Consider the following 17,142-nt stretch of genomic DNA (forward strand, 5'->3'; position numbering starts at 1 on the left):
CGGCTGGCCGAGAGCCGCGCGCATCGCGTCGATACCGGCGTTCGCCAGCATCGCGACCAGATCGGGCGTCAGCACCGCCTCGACACGCGAGCCGCCCGAGGCGACCACCATGCGGACGATGCCGGTCTTGGGATCGCCGTAGAAGGTCGCGGCGCCTTCGAGCATGGCCGTGGGGAGATCGTCGGGCTTCGTGTTCCCGGGGAACAGCGGTGCGAAAGAGCGCCGCGCCGTGGGGGCGTGGTTGGTCATAAGAGAACCTTTCAAGGATGGTGCCGGGGATCAGCCCAGCGTTTGGACGAAGTCGAGGGTGAGGCCCGACGTCGTCAGGATTTGCGAAATCGGCGCGATCGGCGGGAACAGAACTGCTTTGGTGAAGGGCCGCACCAGCGTCACGGCCGCGCCGATCGCAGCGCCCGGCCGAATTGGGGGCGTGACTTCGATCTTGGGCGTCAGCCCCGCGCCGTCGGCCGTCGCCACCGTGACCGCCTGGTGCAGCGCGAAGCGGGTCGGGTTGGACCCGTAGACAAACGACAGGAAGTCGCCGCCTGAAATAACGTATCCGGGCGGCAGGCCCTCGATGCGAAACTCGCGGCCGCCGTCCTCGATGCTCTCGATTGTTGGCACGTAGCCGTCCAGGGCGGCCCCCGACGGGTCAATGATCGGCGCGAACAGCGGGCGCGGATGGACAAGGAAGGTGCGCCCAGGCTCGCACAGAACCGAGACCAGGGCCGCGACCTGCGCCGCCTGGGCGTGGCGCATCAGGGGCAGCGTGATCTGCCCTTGCCACAGCCGTTCCGCGACGCGGGCCGTCTTGACCGCGCCGCCGCGCGTCCGGCTCACTGCGAGGGTGGCGGGCAGGTGGAACGTGCTGGTGCGCACAGGCAGGCCACCAAAGAAGGCATCCAGAGCGAGGGGAAAACTCAGGGCCATCAGCGACGCCTCGGGTGACGGTTGATCTCGCGCACCCGGTCCGGAAGCGCCTTGTTCATTTGCTGAAACCCTTGGGCCATCATCGCCCCGGTGTCGGACAAAACGCTGGCCCGGAAGCCCCCGATGGTATCGTCAAACCCGATCGACACATGCATCCGACCAGCGCCGCCGCCCTGTGCTGCCTCGCGCGCAAATCGTGCCGTTTCCAGCGCGGGCGTCACCTGCGCGCCTGTCGGCAGGTTGATCAGCTCGGGGCCTTCCTCGCCCACCAGCGACAGACCGCCGCGCCAGCTCTCCGTCCCGCGCGCGTTCTTTCCGAGGCCGAGACCAAGCGCCTGCAACAGACTGCCAAAGATCCCTCCGCTGGACGCCAGCCCCTGAAACGCGCGCATGGCCTGCATCCGAGCCAGCTCCATGATCAGCCTCGCGATCGCGGCGCGGCCTGCATCCGCCCCGTCCATAGCCGCCATGAACACATCCGTCAGCGCAGAGGCCCCGCGTTCTCCGGCCTCGCGCTGACGCTCCAAGGCTTCCGTCAGTTCCTCGACCCGCAGACCGGCGGCGACATAGGCTTGCGCCATGGCGTCGATCTCGGCACGCAGCTCGGGCGTAACCTCGCGGCCTTCAGCCTGCGCCTCGGCCAGCATTTCCGCGCGGACGGCTGCATATTCGGCAGCGTTGCCATAGTCCTGCCCGGTCGCGGCAACTTCGGCCAGCGCCGCCGCTTCGGCCAAGAGCGCATCGGTGCGCGCGCGGATATCTTCCACGGCCCCCGCATAACCTTCCGGCGAGCTGCTTCCGCCGCCGCCCGAAGGTTCAGGGGGCAGGTCGAAGTCGATGTCGCGTGGGGCGCTCTCCGGTCGTGGTGATGTCGTCGGTGCGAAACGGCTAAGGCTGAAGCGTTCCTCTTCCGTGTCCCAGAAGCTCTCTGCTTGCCGAACAGGGTTGGCGCCAGGCAACGCATCGCGGGCTTCAGCAGCGCGCTCGCCCAACCGACTCACCGCCCCCGTCAAGGTGTTGATGCGACCGATCAGTCCGGAAAGACTGACACCGTCCATGTCTTCGAAATCACCGATCAACGCTTGGATGCGTGTCGCGAGTCGTTCTGTTTCGGTACGGAAGTCCTCCGCGCTGATGGTGTGGTCAGCCCACCGAGCCTCAAGCGAGTCCAGCTCGGCAACCAGATTGCGCAGGACCTGTTCCGCGCCGATCTCCCCGGACTGGCGCAGCGCCGTCAGGAAATAGTCAAGCTCGGGCCGCGCATCGGTGATCGCATTCTGAACCTCGGCATAGGCGATCGCGATTTCGGTTAGGCTGTCGCGTGCCTCTTCGATCCTGTCCACGTCCTCGGGCGACACTGTCAGCGACTCGAAGAGATCGTCGCCAAGGATTGCGCGGGCGCGCTCAAGCGTGCCGAACATGTTTTCCAGCGCGTCAACCGAGGTTTCGATGCCACCCGCGAAGACCGTCACTGCCATGGTCTGGAAAAACGTCCGGGCGCGATCGTTCAGTTCGTTGAACTTCTCGTTCACGATCGTGGCGCGGGTGATCACGTTCTGCTCGAGGACCAGGCCCAGGTCGCGGGCACGCTGCATCGTCTCGGTGATCGCGCCGGCGCCCTCGTCGATCAGCGCAACGAAGCGCTCACCGCCGGCACCGCCCAAGAGCTCGTCGAAGACGCGGATCCGCGCGGCACGATCGAGGCTGCGCGCGCGGCGAATGATTTCCAGCATCATGTCGGACGGATCTTGCAGCCGCCGGGCTACCTCTTCGGCGCTGAAACCCAGTCGCTCGAAGGCCTCGGCAGCTGCGCCGCCGCCGGTCACGGCGAACTCATCACCGCGCAGCGACATTTCCTTGAAGCCGTCGATCATCGCGTCGACGGGGATCCGCGCCTGCGATGCGACATAGGTCCATTCCTGGAACTCTTCGACCGGCAGGCCCGCACGTCGCGCCTCGTCACCGATCTGGGCGACGTCGCGCATGGTGTTGCGCACGATGATGGCGCCGGCCGTGAGGGTGCCGAGCGCCGCCGAGGCACCCAGGATCGGCCCGGTGATCCCGCGCATGCCCTGCGCGATCGAGGCAGCAAAGCCCTGCGATTCCTGACGCGCGCCTCGAAGCTTGTTGCTGAACTCCGCAGAATCCAGCCCAAGCGTCGCGCGTAGCCGACCGACAAACCCGCTCATGCGTGCCCCCGCAACCGGGCCCGGTATTCTTCCATCGAAATCGTCCCCAGCTTTTGCTTCATGCTTTCAAGGGCGCGGCCCTGTGCCTCTGGCGGCAGAGGCACCTTTGGCCCGGTTTCAAGGCCGCCCAGGAAATCGCGCAGATCATCGTGATTGGCGTGCGCACCGATCCAGGCGGCCGTCGTGGCGTCGGACAGGGCCCGCAAACGCCGCTTCTGTGCCCCGCGCAGCGCGCGCTGCACACCGCGCGGTGTCTGCGCCCAGAATGCCCCCGGATCGAACCCCGCAGCGATCCATTCGACCGCCATGCGTTCGGCCCATTCCCTCAGTCCGCCGGGGGCGTCGTCTTTCCCGACGAGGGCTCGCCGTCTTCTTTCTCGGCCGAGCCGCGGTTCAGCGCTTCGGCCAGACCCTTGCGCAGAGCCTCGCCGTCGGTGCCGAGCAGATCTCCGACATGGCGAAGCGTCAGGCCCGGATGCTGATCCTTGGCGAAAGCCCAGACGAGCGCCCGGACCGCCGACACGGTGCCGCTGATACCTGCGTTGAGAAACTTCATCTCCTGCGTGGGATTGAAGCCCGCGCGGGCCAATTCGGCTTCGCACTCGCACAGGGCGTTTACCCCGGCGACCAGGCGCAGTTCGGTGCCGTCGCGCAGCGGCACCGCGACCAGATCAGGATTGGTCATCAGGCAGCGTTCGCGACCGTCGCCATGCAGCGCCAGGTGGCCCGCATCAGGACATTGCCTTTGAGGTTTCCGACAGGCTTGTAATCCTTCAGGTACGCGGTGCAGGTGATGGTCTTGCCGCCGACACCCACTTCGAGCAGGTGCAGCTCTTTCATGCCTGTGGTGCCGTCGCGCGCATTGAGTGCGGTAAGGGCGGTGTCACCCGCCGAGCCGTCATTCAGCAGCATATCGATCGAGAAGTCAGTCGCCGGCAGAAGCCCCGGGGCGTTTTCTTCTGCCAAGCCGGGGGAGCTCTGGTTCGTGATGTCGAGATCGCTGGGCATGCGATCCGGCCATTCGACGTTCTGCAGGCCGGTGATCGGGGTCCAGGTGGGCGTGTCGCCACGACCAACCCGGATAGTGGCGCCGTGCGCCAGTTTCGGGGTGATCGAATATGCGGGAGCGGGCATCGTTCAGGTCCTTTCGCTCAGGGGATGTTGCGCGCGCGGGTGGTTGACGCGCCGAAGGTCAGGGTCAGAGTGCCGACACGGGGCGAGCCCGAGTCGGAAATGTCGATCGCGGACGAGATCAGGGCCACGTCTCGCGTGTCGGTCATCAGCGCGTCTTCGATCGGGCCGATCAGCGCCTCGGCAGCGTCGTCGAGCGTGTCTTCGCCCTTGGAACTGTCGTCACCGGGGCAGGCGATCTTCACGACGACGATGGCGCGGAACTCTTGCCCGTCGCTGTCCTGGGCGACCGCCTCGCGCAGTTCGGTCGGGACCGCGATGCCGATTACAGGAAGCGAAGTGGGATCAAGCGCCTGAGACCATGCCGAAATCAGGGGGCGCCCGACGAGCTGCGGAAAATCGTCGGCGGCTCTCCGGACCGCTGAGATCAGATCGCGGCGCAGGGTCTTGCGCTGAATGCTCATCAGCGGTTCAGCAGAATGGCGACCAGACCGGTGCCGCCCGTGATCGCGATGTCGCCCTGCAGATAGGCGCTGATCGTGTCGAGCGGGATCGCCCGGACGGCGCCGGCGGCAATGGCGTCGACCGCGTAGCCGCCCGAGATGTCGATCGTCCCGACGCCGTCACGCGTGACGCTGTCCGCGCCGTCGCCATCGATCACGGGCGAGATCGCGCCGGCGGTCGGGTTCCGGAGGATCAGAACCTGGCGCGAGTTCTGCACATAGGTGAAAGTGTCGCCCGTGCCGGTCAGCGTGGTTTCGCTGACAAGACGCTGGCCCGGGCCCGACATTGACGTTGCGGCTATGATCGCCATTCAGTTCTCTCCTGTGAGGGGTTGGCCTCTGACGCTCACTCGGTCGTGTCTTCGAGTTCGCAGATCAGATGCGCGTCGGCAGCGGGTGAGCCCTGCGGCCAGACATTGAGGACGCGCAGCGTGCCCTGCGCATCTTCGACGAGATCCCCGCGCCTGAGCTCGGGCACGAGGTCCCGGCGCACGCGCCAGCTCGGCGAGGTGACCAGCACGTCGACACCGTCCGGGCCGATGGCGCGCACCGGCGTGCGCCGCAGGATCGACTGGACGGGGCGCGTTGCTCCGCCGGTTGGCGTGTAGGGAACAAGCGCACCGAACGTATCCGCAAGCGCGCTTGCCATGCCGTCGAAGACAGCGGTCATTTTCTGGCTTTCTCGGCGGCGCGTTTTTCTGCCTCGACCTTGGCCGCTGCTTCGGCCTCTTCGCGCTCTGCCTCGGCCTTTGCGGTAGCTTCAGCTGCTATGCGCTCCGCTTCCGCCTTTGCAGCGGCTTCCGCCTCCTCCCGCTCTGCCTCGGCCTTTGCGGCGGCTTCAGAGGCTTCGCGCTCCGCTTCCGCCTTTGCAGCAGCTTCCGCCGCCTTCCGCTCTGCCTCGGCCTTTGCAGCGGCTTCCGCCGCTCGGCGCGCTGCTTCGGCGGCTGCAGCCGCCGGATCCTCGATGGCGTGCCCCTCGTAGATCAGCCTCGCCGCCTCGGGTGCCGGGAGTTCCGCCATGTCCCCAGGAAGCACCGGCGCCGCTGCGGGATCGAGGACAAGCGCGGTGCGGGCGATCACCCGCACCATGTTGTTATGAGATGTCCTGGCCATCACCGCACCTGAACATACATCGCGGCGTTGACACGCGAAGGAACCGGGAGGGGGGCCGAGGCGGATTCGATGAACACGCGGCTGGGATTGTGTACGCGGTACATCTTGGGCCACCAGCGCGCGGGGATCAGCGCCTCGTCGTCGAGGATAGCGCCGTAGGCCACCACGCCCTGCATCTGGCGCCGACTGCCCAGGATCACACCGTGCGGATGCATCATGTTCTTCGCCACCCCGCCCTCGGTGTAAGGCTGGGAATAAGTGAAGTAGTCGATATTGCCGACCGTGCCCTGATACGATCCCCAGGCATCGGTGCCTTTCGGCGATTGGAACAGATTGATGTCGCCATCGTTCTGCCGACGGTTGTCGAGCCGGTCGCGGAAGGATTGTTCGGCCACAAGCAATTCGAACGCTTCGCCGCCCATGACGCAGGTGTCGACCACAGCACCGGAATTGGTCGCCACGGTCTGCGACCAGGTGCGCAGGTTCTGCGAGGGGGAGACCCCGGATTCACCCCAGCGGGCCGTCGTGGTCAGCGCCAGCGTCTGTCCCGCTTCCCGACCGAAGCTGATCGTCGAGGTGGGGAACTCGTCCGACTGGACGGTGATCGCACCCGTCGCCAGGATTGTCGAGGCCATGGCTTCGACACGCCGCATGACCTGCGCCTCCTGGTCCAGGAGGATCTGGCTGATCCGGTCCGCACGCCGCTCAAGCGGGCTCATTTCGCCACCGACACGTTCGCCCGGGCGAATATCCAGCATGCTCGACGGGGTCAGCGGCGTGAGCGGTTTGAGATAAGCGGGCTCGAAGCTGTCGATCTTGAAGCCGCGCTCTGCCTGCGGAACCGCGACGCTTTCGGGATGGACGTATTTCGCCACCTCCCGGGCCATGTTCAGAACGTGGAAATCCACGCGCCGGGTGTCGAAGAGCCGAGCGCCCGGAAAAAACAGGTTCACCAGGAATTGCTGCGGCCGGTCGAGCGGGCGCACAACCTCGACGAGCTGGCGCGAGGAGTAGATGGGAGCAGTGTCGGGCATGGAAATCTCCTCAGGCCGGGTTGACGTTGCGAACGAACAGCGGCCGTCCGGCGGCGAGGAACGCCGCTTTTACGGTCGCTGCCGTGTGCCCCGCGCCGAAGTTGAGCTTGGCAGCGTCAACCTCGCCACTGTGCAGGATGAGCGCGTCGGCATCCGCCGAAGCGGCAGCGGCATCCGTCAGCAAGATCGCCGCCGGCTCTTCCGAGCCATCTTCTGCGGCGGCGATACTGAGGATGTACTTGCCGGTAGCCGTGATACGGCCCAACACGGCACCCCGCGTCAGGTCGGCGGCGGTGCCGATGACGGCCGCATCGGTCATGACCGGGTACGGACCGACAATCAGCCCGTTCGGATCATAGGTCGTGGTTTCCTTGAGCGGCATATCAGCCTTCCTTGTTCAGGCGGCGCGCCTGCGCGGCGGCCAGTTCCGGGGGAAGTTTCCCTGCCTGCCGTCCGGCGGCAGGGGACGGCGCCGGCGCGCTTCCGCGCCCGCGCATTTTGGCGGCCAGCCCGCCCGAGCCTTGAGGAGCCACGGCCAGTGCTTTCTTCGCCTGGGCCGGCGTCATGTCGGTCTGCGTGGCGAAGTAGGCGGCTTGCGCAACCGTTTCCGGCGTGGCCGACGAAAGGATCGTCGCAATACGGCCGCGCTCGGCAAGAATGGCACGCCGCGCTTCGTCCTGATCGGATTCAGCCGCGTCATCTCCGTCCTCGCCTTCGGCCTGATCCTCTTCGTTCTCGGTTTCGGATTCCTCTTCGGTTTCCTCGGCCTTTTCCTGCTCGTCGTCTTCGGTCGCGGCGCGCGACCGCTGACCCCCGCCAAGCAAGTTGGCGAAGCTGAATTTGGTCATCGTCTTCTCCTTTGTGTCAGCCGGTAGCCCCGGCCAGGTGGGTGGCGAACAGGCCTAGAGCCTCTTGCGCCGGCAGAATTGCGTCGATCAGGCCTGCGCCGAGGGCATCCGCGACGCCTTTCGGACCATCGAAAGCGCGCGCCTCGGTCGCCAGGATGTCGGCAGCGCTGATTGCGCCCCGCCGCCCTGCGGCCACGCTGTCTGCAAAGACCGCTCGAATGGCTTGCAGCCGGGCCTCGATGTCCTTCCGGGCGGTATCCGACAATGGCAGGTAAGGGTGGCCATCGGCTTTGAGCGCTCCGGCCTGCATCACGGTAGCGGTGATCCCCTGCATCTTCAGCATTTCGGAAATGTCGAAGTGAGTGGCGATCGTGCCGATATGCCCCACGCCCCCCATGCGCGGGGCGCTGATCTGATCCGCGGCGCTCGCGAGCCAGTAACCCGCCGAGTAAGCCATATCTTGCACGGCTGAGATCACGGGCTTTGTCTCTCGCGCCGCCATGATCGCACCATGCGCTTCGTCAACGCCGGAGACGTAGCCACCGGGACTGTCGACAAGCAGGGCGATCCCGCTAACCGTGCTATTCTCGGCTGCGTGCTCGACCTGCCAGCAGAGTTCCGCGCAGCCGGTAGCCCAAGACCAGTTGATGATTTCAAGTTCGGGGACGATCAGGCCTCTGATCCCGATGAGCGCAACCCCGTCCACGATGGCATAGGGCGGCACTCCCTTTTCGGCTTCGGCCATCGCGGTCCAGATCCAGCGAGGACCTGCAAGTTGGGTGTTGCCCCGCGCCGCCAAGACCTTCGCGGCGCGCTCTTCTGCCCAAGCGAGGAAATCGCCTTGTGCGGCGGGTAGATGACCGAGCAACGCGCCCGGCGCAAGGCGCGCCAGCGCGGGAGCGGGGGACGTATCCATATTCGTATTCCTTTGGTTATTCGTCCGCAGCCGGTCGCATGTCCGGTCCGGTGACACCCATGATCGTCGCGAATTTCTCCTGCGCGGGATGCATGACGCCGGCTGGCATCTGCTCGATTTCCCGCGCGATCTGCCCGAGATTGTCGCTGTAATCCGCGCCCGACAGCTCGGCCGCCTCGTCTTCCATCGTCGACAATCCGAGCGCGACACGGATTGCAGAAGCCTGAGCTTCCTTGACAGGGTCGACGAAACCGCGCCCCGGGCCAATCCATTTGGCTCTCATCCAGGCACCTGGGGCTTCGTAGAGCGTGGGCGCTCCAGACGGGAGGCGGACCAACCCGAGGTCTATTGCGTCCTCCATCACAGCAAGCCGGATCGGCTGGCAGAAGCGAGACGCGAACTCCTGACGCCTGGACATGAACCCGCGCCAGATCTCCACAAGAGCGGCTCGAGCCGAAGAATAGTTGACTTGGCTCCAGTCCATCGCGAGCTGCTCGTAGGACATTCCTAGCCCGGTCGCGATGCGGCGAAGAACGGCGGTTTCGAACATCGCATATTGTCCGGCAGGACGGGTGACGTTCACGCTCTCGATGCTGTCGCCGGGCGCGAGGACGGGCAGGCGGACCCCGCCAAAGGTAAGGCCGCGTTCCTTCATCAGCGATTGGCGAGCGTCGTCGAGTTCGGTGAACTGACCGTCGGAAATCAGTTCCTGGACAGCCTCGGGTGACAGCGGAGAAGAAATGAACAGGCCGAGGATAGCGCTCAGCACTGCCGCCTGGAGCTCGACGCGCGCGTGCTTATCCTGCATTTTCATCGCGTCCATCACTGGAGCGAGGCGACTGATGCCCCGCGTCTGGCCGTCGCGGTGACGCTCGAAGAAATGTGCGACCTGCGGTCGGTACCAGGGCAGTTCCCTTTCCCAGCGGTCCCAAACTTGGTTCTGGCCCCAGCCGAACATTGCCAGTTCGTGCTGCCGTCGAAAGTGATACGCGACAGGAGCTCCCCATGCGTCGAGCTCGACGCCTTGGCGCATCAGCGGCGTGTCGGGCGCGTTCTGCGGATTGGACAGCAGATCCGGGTCTACGATCCTGAGACAGGTTCGGAATGGTCCGGGTCCGCCTTCGCGCCAGTGAATCACCGACAAGGCATCGCCGTCGATCATGCCGGTGCGGTAGGCCATGCCGACGAGGCCGCCCCAACCCTGAGTGCGCGTGACATCCGCGCCATGAAGCGGATCGTCAGCCCAGGTGCGAAATGCGGCATCCATCTGTTCGCCGATCTCGCTTGCCTCTTCGCGGCTGATCCCCAATACGCGCCAGTCCGGTCGCGCAGAAGGACGGAACTGCGCGCCGATAACGGCGTCCGTTTCACGCTGGATGCCGCCGGCGGCAAAGCCGTTATTGCGAGCGAGATCCCGAGCCCGTGCGGTGACAGGGTCGCGGGCGGCGCTGAGCTCGGAATCCGGATGCTCGCGGTGCGGCATCCACGCGCCGAGCTCTTGGCTCATAACGTCAGCAGCGTCATAGGCTTCGTGCCCGACCAGGGCGGCCAGCGCTCGCCGGTTGGACCGAAAAACGGGAGTAACGCTCACCGGAAGCGGACTCCGATTGCGCGACGGCGGCCGGTTCCAGCCTGAGCTTTCAGATCCTCGATATGACGATCGAGTGCGGCCAGATCGGCGGGCTGGAACTTCAGCGATTCATCGCCTTGCCGCATCTCGGTGGGCGCGCGGCCGGAAATCAGATCGAGGCGGCGCTGCTCAGCGGCTTCGATCTGCTCTTGAAGGGTCGGCATGTTACCTCCTGATCAGACGCGCGAAGGCATCTTTCGAGTTCGTTGGTTTGTCGTCTTCGCTACGCGTTGTCGTTTCGACGGGCAGACGTGGCATTGCTTGCTCAGACAGCGGGACATGCGGGTCGGCGGTAACGGCAGTGACTGTGCTTGCTGGAAGATCGAACAGGTCCGGCTGCCCCTCAGGCGGCGCAATGCTCCGTTCCAATTCCAGTTGGCCCCATTGTTGATCTGTCATCGCGGCCCAACCCTTTTTGCGGGCGGCGGCCTCGGCATAATTCATGGCGTCGAGGCATTCGTTGCGCCGGGACGGTTCGACCAGTTCCCATTTCGACGTCATCGCGCCCGAGGACGCGCGCTTCAGCACCCGGACCTCGGACGTGATCTGCCGGAAGTACTCGTCGCCCAGCCCGGTCGCGAAGGCGACGTATCCGCGTCCTTCGGGATCTTCCTTCGCAAGCCAGCCGTAGAAATCGGCCTTAAGCTGACTCACGTTCACGACCCAGCGGCGCTTTTGCCGTTTCGCGACCCGTCCGTTTTCTTTCCGGGTGGATTGCGGTTGCAGCACTGGCCCGTTCGCGCTGCTTGCCCCCTTCACCGTGATCACTCGGGTAAAGGGGTGCGACTTTGCCCAGTCGAGCACATCCGCCGTGAACGAACCCTCGTCGACGGCCATCATGTCGAGCGGGAGCTCCAGCCCGAGCGTCGTCCTCCAGGTCGATTTCAGCAGCGCGTTGAGCGCCGCGCGGCCCTCTTCGTCGCCGATGTAATGTGGGATCACCCGATGCTCGACGACCCAGCGCCGCAGGTCCCGACCGAAGGCGACGATCGAGACCTCGATACGGTCCCCCTGGAAATCGACGCCGGCGGTCAAGAGGACCCCGGACGCTGGGACGCGACCCAGCGGCAGCACTGTCTCGGGCTCCGCATTCTCGACGCGGTCGCGCAGCTTTTCCCAATCCGGCCCCTTGCTCGCCTGCTCGTAGGGAAGGCCCAGCACATCGTTCCAGAAGGTCTGTTCGGTCTCGACCTCGACCTTGTCCCGGGCTTCCTCATCGGTCTCGACCCGGGCCTGCACCCCGGTCCAGCCCATGACTTGGGCGTATTCGACCGCGATCGACGCCCAGTCCCGCTGCGGGACATAGGCCCGCCACAGGTGGAAACCCGGATGATCGCCGTGCGGGTTGTGCGCAACCCAGTCTCCCGCCGCCACCATCACGCGCTTGTCGGCGTGGTTGATGACGGCGCCGCAGGAATCGCAGCTGAAGCACGCCGCCCCAAGGCGCTCGGGGTCGAGGTTCTTGCGAAAGTTCTCCCAGGTCAGGGGCGCGCGGTGCCCGCAATGCGGGCAAGGCACATGGTAGTGTCGCTGGTCCGAGCGTTTGAACGCCCGGGTCACGCGGCAGGTGCCCTGGATCTGCGGCGTCGAGATCCGCACGATCTTGGCTTCCTCGAAACCAGAGGCGCGGCTTTCGGCCAGCTTCTCCGGGTCGCCCTTCGGCGTCATTTCGAACTTCGCGACATCGTCCATCAGCACGAGGCGGCGCGTCGTGCCGGCAAGGTCGTCGGGCGATCCCGCGCTCACCACCTTCAGGGTCCCGTCGCGGCGCAGGGTTTCCTGGTTGTGCAGCGTGTCGGTCTGGTCCCCGCGCCCCTCGCCGAAGATCTCGACGAGGCTGGGAGCCTGCCGGCGAATCGGCATCCATTTCGTGCGGACCCATTCGGTCGCCGCCGAGCTGGTCGGGTGAACCACGAGGCTGTCGAGCGGGCCGTATTCGTGCCAGGCGGCCAGTGTCGGGATCAGGACCGAGACGGTCTTGCCCCATTGCGCCGACCCGCGCAGCGTGACCTCCCGCGAGGGATGCTCCGGGCTCAGAACCTCGTGCACCTCGCGCAGGAACGGAAACAGCGAAATATCGAACTTGCCGGGAAACGGCGAGCGCGCATCGAACTCGATATTGTCGGTACACCAGCGGGTGATGTCTGGTGGCAACGGCGGTTGCATGGCCTGCGCCATCCCGCGGAGGATGGCGGCTTCGGCCGATGACAGGAAACCCATCAGACCTGCTCGGCCTTCTCGGCATCGGTCATTCCCGCCGTCCCGGCCAGATCGTCCAGCTGCTCGGCCCGCGCGGTGCGGTGGGCGCGCCAGCGATCCATCATGACCTTGCGGGTTTCCCGGTAATCGACGCCCATCTGGTCTGCCACGGCCCGGGCCATTTCCCGGACCAGCGACTCGAACAGGGCCACTTCCTTCGCGAGCGCCTGTCCCGATTGCCGCTGGACCTCTTCGGCCAGAAGCCAGAGCCCTTCGTCGCGCGCATTGTCCCGGCGCGCTTTCCGGGCCTGCTCTTCCTTGATCTGGAGCGTTGCCAGCTCCAGGCGATCAGGATCGCGGTCACCGACGGGCCCATCGTAGCCCCGTGTGGGGTTGCGGCTCGCCTGCGCGTCGGGCTTTTCGTCACTGGTTCCTTCTTCGGAGACGGCCCTCAATGTCCGCCGGGTCTCGCGCCCGTTGCCCGTCATCTGGCCGAGGTCGAGCTTGCGCCCCAGTGCGTCGGCCACCTTGGCCAGGTCGAACCGGCGTGCGCGGCCCGTTCCCTCGTAGCAACCTTCCAGCTTTCCCTCGCTCACATACTGGCTGATGCGAGGCTTCGAGAGCCCGAGCCGGGATGCAAGTTCGGTTGCGTTAAGGTTGGCCATGGCCCTTTCCGTTGTTAAGTTAAGGCTTTCCAGATCGTTAAGAGCGGCGACACCCACGGGGCGCGAATTACCCGCGTGCAGGGGTTGCCCGGGAAGGACCCGAAGGGGGCCGGGGCGAGGTCACCGCGAGGTCGCGAGCGCCCGGTCGAAGGCCCGGCGAAGATTGACGCCCAACCGATCGCGGTAGATCGCGGCGACGGTTCCTTCGAACTCCAGCACCGGCGTGTAGGTCGGCACTTTGTCCGAGAATTTCAGCACCCGCACCGGGATGTCGTCCGGAGCGTTGCGGCGATACACCCCCGGCGCCAGACCGTGCTTCGGGACGAAGTACCGCGCCCGGTTGCGCGCCCGGCGGGCCGAGCGCTGCGTGGTATTCGCGGCGCCGTCGCGTTGCGCCTGCAGCTGCGAGAGCACCTGGTTGCGTTCCCCGCGCGACCAGTTGCCGTAAGCATCGAGGCGGGCGCCTTCGAACGGCCCATCCGTCGCCGGGATTACCGTGCGCAGGATCTGCGCCGACACGACATGCTGATCGATCAGCTTCTCGATGCCTGTCTGCGGGCGACCGCCCCCTTGGTTCTGGACCTTCAGGTAATGGCGCCGGCCCACCGAGGGCTTTTCTTGCACCTTGGCGGTGCGGTCGGATTTCGTGGCGCGCCAGACCTGGAATGCTCCGAGCGTCCAGCGTGTCGGGCGGTCGAACTGGACCTGCATTCTGTCCTTCAACGCGTCTAGTGCATCGTCCGCCGTCCAGTTCAGAGCCCAGACCTCGATCTGCGGCAGCTGGCGCTGCAAGAGATCGCCGGTGCGTTTCAGGAAGTCCGATGCGTCCAGGGCCATCTCAAAAGACATGAGCCGCCTCCTAACGCAAAGCGCCCGCTCGGGTGTTCCCGGCGGGCGCAGCTTTAGATGATGACAAAGAGATACGATCCGGTTGAGGTAAGCGTCAAGCCCCTTTCTTCAGCGGAGCGCTGGGGCGGCGCGCGCCATCTGATCGAGCGAGCTGGCGAGGGCGGCCTGAGCCCGGTTGACCGAGTCACCATAAACTGACCACGCGTGCGATTTCAGGACCTCGGTCAGGGTCAGCCCTTCGATGCAGACCATGTCGACCAGCGCGCGGGTCGTGATGCTGCGCCGCTTGCCGCCCCGGTTACGCGTGACCTCCAGTGCGTACCCCGTGCCAATGGCGGCCTCCATCCTGCGAATCGCATCACCCTCGGCCAGCACGGCGTCCATGTAGCTGCCGCCTCCGGACCCTTGGCTGCCCCGGTCCTGCGCCTCGACGGAGACGCATTTCAGGCCGACGGAGCTGTGCCGCTCGACCAGCGCGCCATAGCGCCGCCCGGCATCGACTTGCGACGGCGTGAAGGGTGCAGATCCGCCGCGCCGCTGGGCCTGCTGTTCCATCACGTCGAACACGTCGCTGGCCCGCGCTGCATCGCGCCCCGAGAAACCGACGTGTTGGGGTTCATAGCCGTTGGCGGTCGCGCGGACAGCCTGCGGCGCATAGGGCAGGGTGATCCCGCGCGCGGGCGCCACGGGGATCTCCGGACCGCAGCTGCTCGGCGCGTGGGCCCTGACCTTCATCAGCTGCAGCCGATCTTTCTCTTTCGCCGGCGTGAGGACGATCTGACGTTCCCGGGCGATCACCTTGAGCGCGCCTTGCCGATAGCCGATCAGCCGGTCTACCGCCGCGTCCAGATCGCTCTTTCTGATCATCTTTCCCATATCTTGTGCCTCACTTTCTGCTCTGAGCTAATGATTGATTCTCGTTGGTCTTGAATGGGTCGTCAGGGTCGTAAGACAAGAATGCTGGGTCGTTAGACGCTGAGAGACCTGAGAAAGGATATGCGGGGATAACAGGGAGTTACCGCGTATCTGGGTCGTCAGGGTCGTATGGGAGCTAAGGGCACGCACTACGTCTGAAACACCATTCCCCCGAACCCCTCAAACCGCGCTTCCCTATACACGCGCGCAGCAACGTCCCGAACGTCCCTGACGACCCGTCCCGTCGCATAAGCCCCTGAAACGCCGCGCGAACCCCCGAACCCCTCGGAAGAAGGCGACGACCCACAGGGGGCTTCTGGACGTCCCTGACGACCCATGGGACATCGAAGAAGGGGGTGCGGGGCGTCAAAGCAGGTCACCGTTCTGCCGGCGCAGTTCGGCGCGCTGTCGGTCGAGCTGGTGCTCTTCGAACCGCTCCCTGAAGGGGTGGATCAGCACGATGCCGTCGTAAAACGGGTCCGAGGATTTGCGGGCAGTGAAGGTCTGCCCTGTCACCGGGCTCTTCCACTTGCCCGCCTTTTCCTTCAGCCGCCTGAACCGCGTCCGGGGCGTCCAGACGCCTTGACCGCCCTCATCGAGCCAGAACGCGAAGGCGTCCGACAGATCCTTCGACCGCATCGAGTGTTCGGGATTGCCGGTCACGCTGCAGCACGTCGTCAGGAATGTGGCGAGCGGGTCGCTGTCTTCCCGGTACTCGGCCGTGGCCGCGAGGACCTGTTCCGGTACCTGGAGCCCGTGCGCCAGGTAGTCGCGCAGGCCGTCGAGCAACCAGTTGAAGATGCCGTCGCGCTCTCCCCAGAGCTTGTCAGACAGGCCCGCGTCCCGTTCGTCGGGCGGGATCTGGACCTCGAAGGGCACCAGCATCACCCGGCGCCAGATCCCGTCATCGCCGCCGCGGATCTCGGGCTTGTGGTTGCCCGAGATTGTCAGCTTGAAGATCGGATAGACCTCAAGGAAATTCACCCCGTAGGGCGGGCGCACCAGGATCGGCTCGCCGCCGGTCAGTTCCTTCACCATGCCTTCCTGCAGGTTCTGCCCGTCGTCAGGTTCGGACATCCGCATGAAGCGCGCGCCCACCATCGGCATGAGGTCGGGCGTCGCATCGCCGCCGCCCCGTCGGTTCTTGCCTGTGATCGTCTCGATCTTGCCGCCGGCCGCATAGTCGCCCATGATCTTCGCGATCAGGTCGACCAGCACCGATTTGCCGTTGGCGCCCGTGCCGTAGAAGAACGCGAATTTCTGTTCCGAGGTCAGGCCGGTCATCGAATACCCGAACCATCGCTGCAGGAAGCGCCGCATCTCCGGGACCGGCTGGATGCGCTCGATGAACTCGATGAATTGTGGGCATTTGGCCTTCGGGTTCAACGCCACGGGCATGACCTTCGTCAGCAGCAGCGTCCGGTCGTGATCCTGCCGATCGACGATCACCACAGGCGGGGGCGGGTTCATCCCGCCGTCGTCTTCGCCGGGTTCGGTCCGGAACGTGAGAACGCCGCCCCGGGTGTTGATGGTCAGCGGATCCCGATCGAGATCTTCGAGGGGCCGGGCGATGATCGCCGCCGCCTCGGTCAGCAGGTTCTTGATCGAGTTCGAATTGCCGGCGTTCTTGGCATGCGTGAGGCGACGGCCAACGGATTTCGCGCGCTTGTCGCGGATCCGGTCGGCCTCCTTGCGCAGGGCCAGCAGGAAGGCGAGGCGCTTCTCCTGGACCGCGTCCCGATCCTTGCTCGCCATGTCCATGAGTTCGGTGACCTCGTCCTTGGTCTCATCGACCTCGCGCAGAACGGCTTCGTCCTCTTCATCGACGGGCAGAAACCAAACCTCCTGGCCGATCAGGTCAGTGAGCTTGTGCGCAAGCCGCCGGACCGCCACGCCGTCCGGATCCTTGATGAAGCGCATCTCATCCCAGACGAAGAAGCCAGCATTCGGCACGTAGACCAGGTCATGCCCGAAATGCGTGAGCAGCCGTTCCCCGTTGCCGTAATCATTCAAGGGAAAATCGACGCAGCGGGCGGCGGGCGGAAGATCTTCGCTTTCATCCGGGGTGCGGGGCGGCGGGGCGTCCTGGTCGTCATCGAAACCCGGGGTTTCCGGCGATGCCCCATCGTCTGCGGAATCCGGGACCACGACGTCATCGGGCAAGTCGACCTCGACCGCGCCAGCCATCAGCTCGCGCACCCCCTCGATTCCCTTCGGCAT

General features: G+C 65.5%; 21 protein-coding genes. All 21 read right to left on the reverse strand.

Annotated elements, in window-relative coordinates; translation table 11 throughout:
* Positions 1-249: hypothetical protein (locus C4N9_RS20450; RefSeq protein WP_146195193.1), on the reverse strand; the 249-nt coding region annotated here is incomplete at its 3' end.
* Positions 250-279: 30 nt separating this feature from the next.
* Positions 280-930 carry a hypothetical protein gene (locus C4N9_RS20455; RefSeq protein WP_109535203.1) on the reverse strand — a complete coding sequence of 217 codons (651 nt, stop codon included), beginning with the start codon at positions 928-930 and terminating at the stop codon, positions 280-282.
* Positions 930-3,119 (reverse strand): phage tail tape measure protein, encoded by a 2,190-nt coding sequence (locus C4N9_RS20460; protein ID WP_109535204.1) that lies wholly within the window; start codon positions 3,117-3,119, stop codon positions 930-932. Before C4N9_RS20460 ends, C4N9_RS20455 begins: the two co-directional genes overlap by 1 nt.
* Entirely contained in the window at positions 3,116-3,361 is a 246-nt protein-coding gene (locus C4N9_RS20465; RefSeq protein WP_146195194.1) for a hypothetical protein, read from the reverse strand. The genes C4N9_RS20460 and C4N9_RS20465 overlap by 4 nt, the downstream gene beginning before the upstream one ends.
* Positions 3,362-3,444: 83 nt before the next feature.
* Positions 3,445-3,804: a hypothetical protein gene (locus tag C4N9_RS20470; protein ID WP_109535206.1), complete on the reverse strand. Its 360-nt coding sequence runs from the start codon at positions 3,802-3,804 to the stop codon at positions 3,445-3,447.
* The gene (locus C4N9_RS20475; RefSeq protein WP_109535207.1) at positions 3,804-4,253 is read right to left on the reverse strand and encodes a hypothetical protein; all 450 of its coding nucleotides are present in this window, start codon (positions 4,251-4,253) and stop codon (positions 3,804-3,806) included. The genes C4N9_RS20470 and C4N9_RS20475 overlap by 1 nt, the downstream gene beginning before the upstream one ends.
* 17 nt (positions 4,254-4,270) lie before the next feature.
* The gene (locus C4N9_RS20480; RefSeq protein WP_109535208.1) at positions 4,271-4,714 is read right to left on the reverse strand and encodes a hypothetical protein; all 444 of its coding nucleotides are present in this window, start codon (positions 4,712-4,714) and stop codon (positions 4,271-4,273) included.
* Positions 4,714-5,064 carry a hypothetical protein gene (locus C4N9_RS20485; protein ID WP_146195195.1) on the reverse strand — a complete coding sequence of 117 codons (351 nt, stop codon included), beginning with the start codon at positions 5,062-5,064 and terminating at the stop codon, positions 4,714-4,716. The genes C4N9_RS20480 and C4N9_RS20485 overlap by 1 nt, the downstream gene beginning before the upstream one ends.
* 35 nt (positions 5,065-5,099) lie before the next feature.
* The gene (locus C4N9_RS20490; protein WP_245902649.1) at positions 5,100-5,423 is read right to left on the reverse strand and encodes a head-tail joining protein; all 324 of its coding nucleotides are present in this window, start codon (positions 5,421-5,423) and stop codon (positions 5,100-5,102) included.
* Positions 5,420-5,866 (reverse strand): hypothetical protein, encoded by a 447-nt coding sequence (locus C4N9_RS22150; RefSeq protein WP_210404080.1) that lies wholly within the window; start codon positions 5,864-5,866, stop codon positions 5,420-5,422. Before C4N9_RS22150 ends, C4N9_RS20490 begins: the two co-directional genes overlap by 4 nt.
* Positions 5,866-6,900, reverse strand: a complete 1,035-nt coding sequence (locus C4N9_RS20500; protein WP_109535210.1) for a major capsid protein — start codon at positions 6,898-6,900, stop codon at positions 5,866-5,868. Before C4N9_RS20500 ends, C4N9_RS22150 begins: the two co-directional genes overlap by 1 nt.
* A 10-nt stretch (positions 6,901-6,910) precedes the next feature.
* Positions 6,911-7,282 carry a head decoration protein gene (locus C4N9_RS20505; RefSeq protein WP_109535211.1) on the reverse strand — a complete coding sequence of 124 codons (372 nt, stop codon included), beginning with the start codon at positions 7,280-7,282 and terminating at the stop codon, positions 6,911-6,913.
* 1 nt (position 7,283) lies between these two features.
* On the reverse strand, positions 7,284-7,748 hold the full coding sequence (locus C4N9_RS20510) for a hypothetical protein (RefSeq protein WP_109535212.1): 465 nt from the start codon (positions 7,746-7,748) through the stop codon (positions 7,284-7,286).
* A gap of 16 nt (positions 7,749-7,764) precedes the next feature.
* Positions 7,765-8,664: a S49 family peptidase gene (locus C4N9_RS20515; protein ID WP_109535213.1), complete on the reverse strand. Its 900-nt coding sequence runs from the start codon at positions 8,662-8,664 to the stop codon at positions 7,765-7,767.
* A 16-nt stretch (positions 8,665-8,680) separates the two neighbouring features.
* Positions 8,681-10,255 (reverse strand): phage portal protein, encoded by a 1,575-nt coding sequence (locus C4N9_RS20520; RefSeq protein ID WP_146195196.1) that lies wholly within the window; start codon positions 10,253-10,255, stop codon positions 8,681-8,683.
* Positions 10,252-10,458, reverse strand: coding sequence for a gpW family head-tail joining protein (gene gpW / locus C4N9_RS20525; protein WP_109535215.1), 207 nt, complete (start codon positions 10,456-10,458; stop codon positions 10,252-10,254). Before gpW ends, C4N9_RS20520 begins: the two co-directional genes overlap by 4 nt.
* 1 nt (position 10,459) lies before the next feature.
* The gene (locus C4N9_RS20530; RefSeq protein WP_109535216.1) at positions 10,460-12,514 is read right to left on the reverse strand and encodes a phage terminase large subunit family protein; all 2,055 of its coding nucleotides are present in this window, start codon (positions 12,512-12,514) and stop codon (positions 10,460-10,462) included.
* On the reverse strand, positions 12,514-13,158 hold the full coding sequence (locus C4N9_RS20535) for a hypothetical protein (RefSeq protein ID WP_109535217.1): 645 nt from the start codon (positions 13,156-13,158) through the stop codon (positions 12,514-12,516). Before C4N9_RS20535 ends, C4N9_RS20530 begins: the two co-directional genes overlap by 1 nt.
* 120 nt (positions 13,159-13,278) lie before the next feature.
* Positions 13,279-14,007 carry a hypothetical protein gene (locus C4N9_RS20540; protein WP_109535218.1) on the reverse strand — a complete coding sequence of 243 codons (729 nt, stop codon included), beginning with the start codon at positions 14,005-14,007 and terminating at the stop codon, positions 13,279-13,281.
* A 108-nt stretch (positions 14,008-14,115) separates the two neighbouring features.
* Positions 14,116-14,874 carry a hypothetical protein gene (locus tag C4N9_RS20545; protein WP_109535219.1) on the reverse strand — a complete coding sequence of 253 codons (759 nt, stop codon included), beginning with the start codon at positions 14,872-14,874 and terminating at the stop codon, positions 14,116-14,118.
* Positions 14,875-15,288: 414 nt separating this feature from the next.
* Positions 15,289-17,142 (reverse strand): DNA primase family protein, encoded by a 1,854-nt coding sequence (locus C4N9_RS20550; protein ID WP_109535220.1) that lies wholly within the window; start codon positions 17,140-17,142, stop codon positions 15,289-15,291.

It is taken from the genome of Pararhodobacter marinus, from assembly GCF_003122215.1.
Classification (GTDB): Bacteria; Pseudomonadota; Alphaproteobacteria; order Rhodobacterales; family Rhodobacteraceae; genus Pararhodobacter; species Pararhodobacter marinus.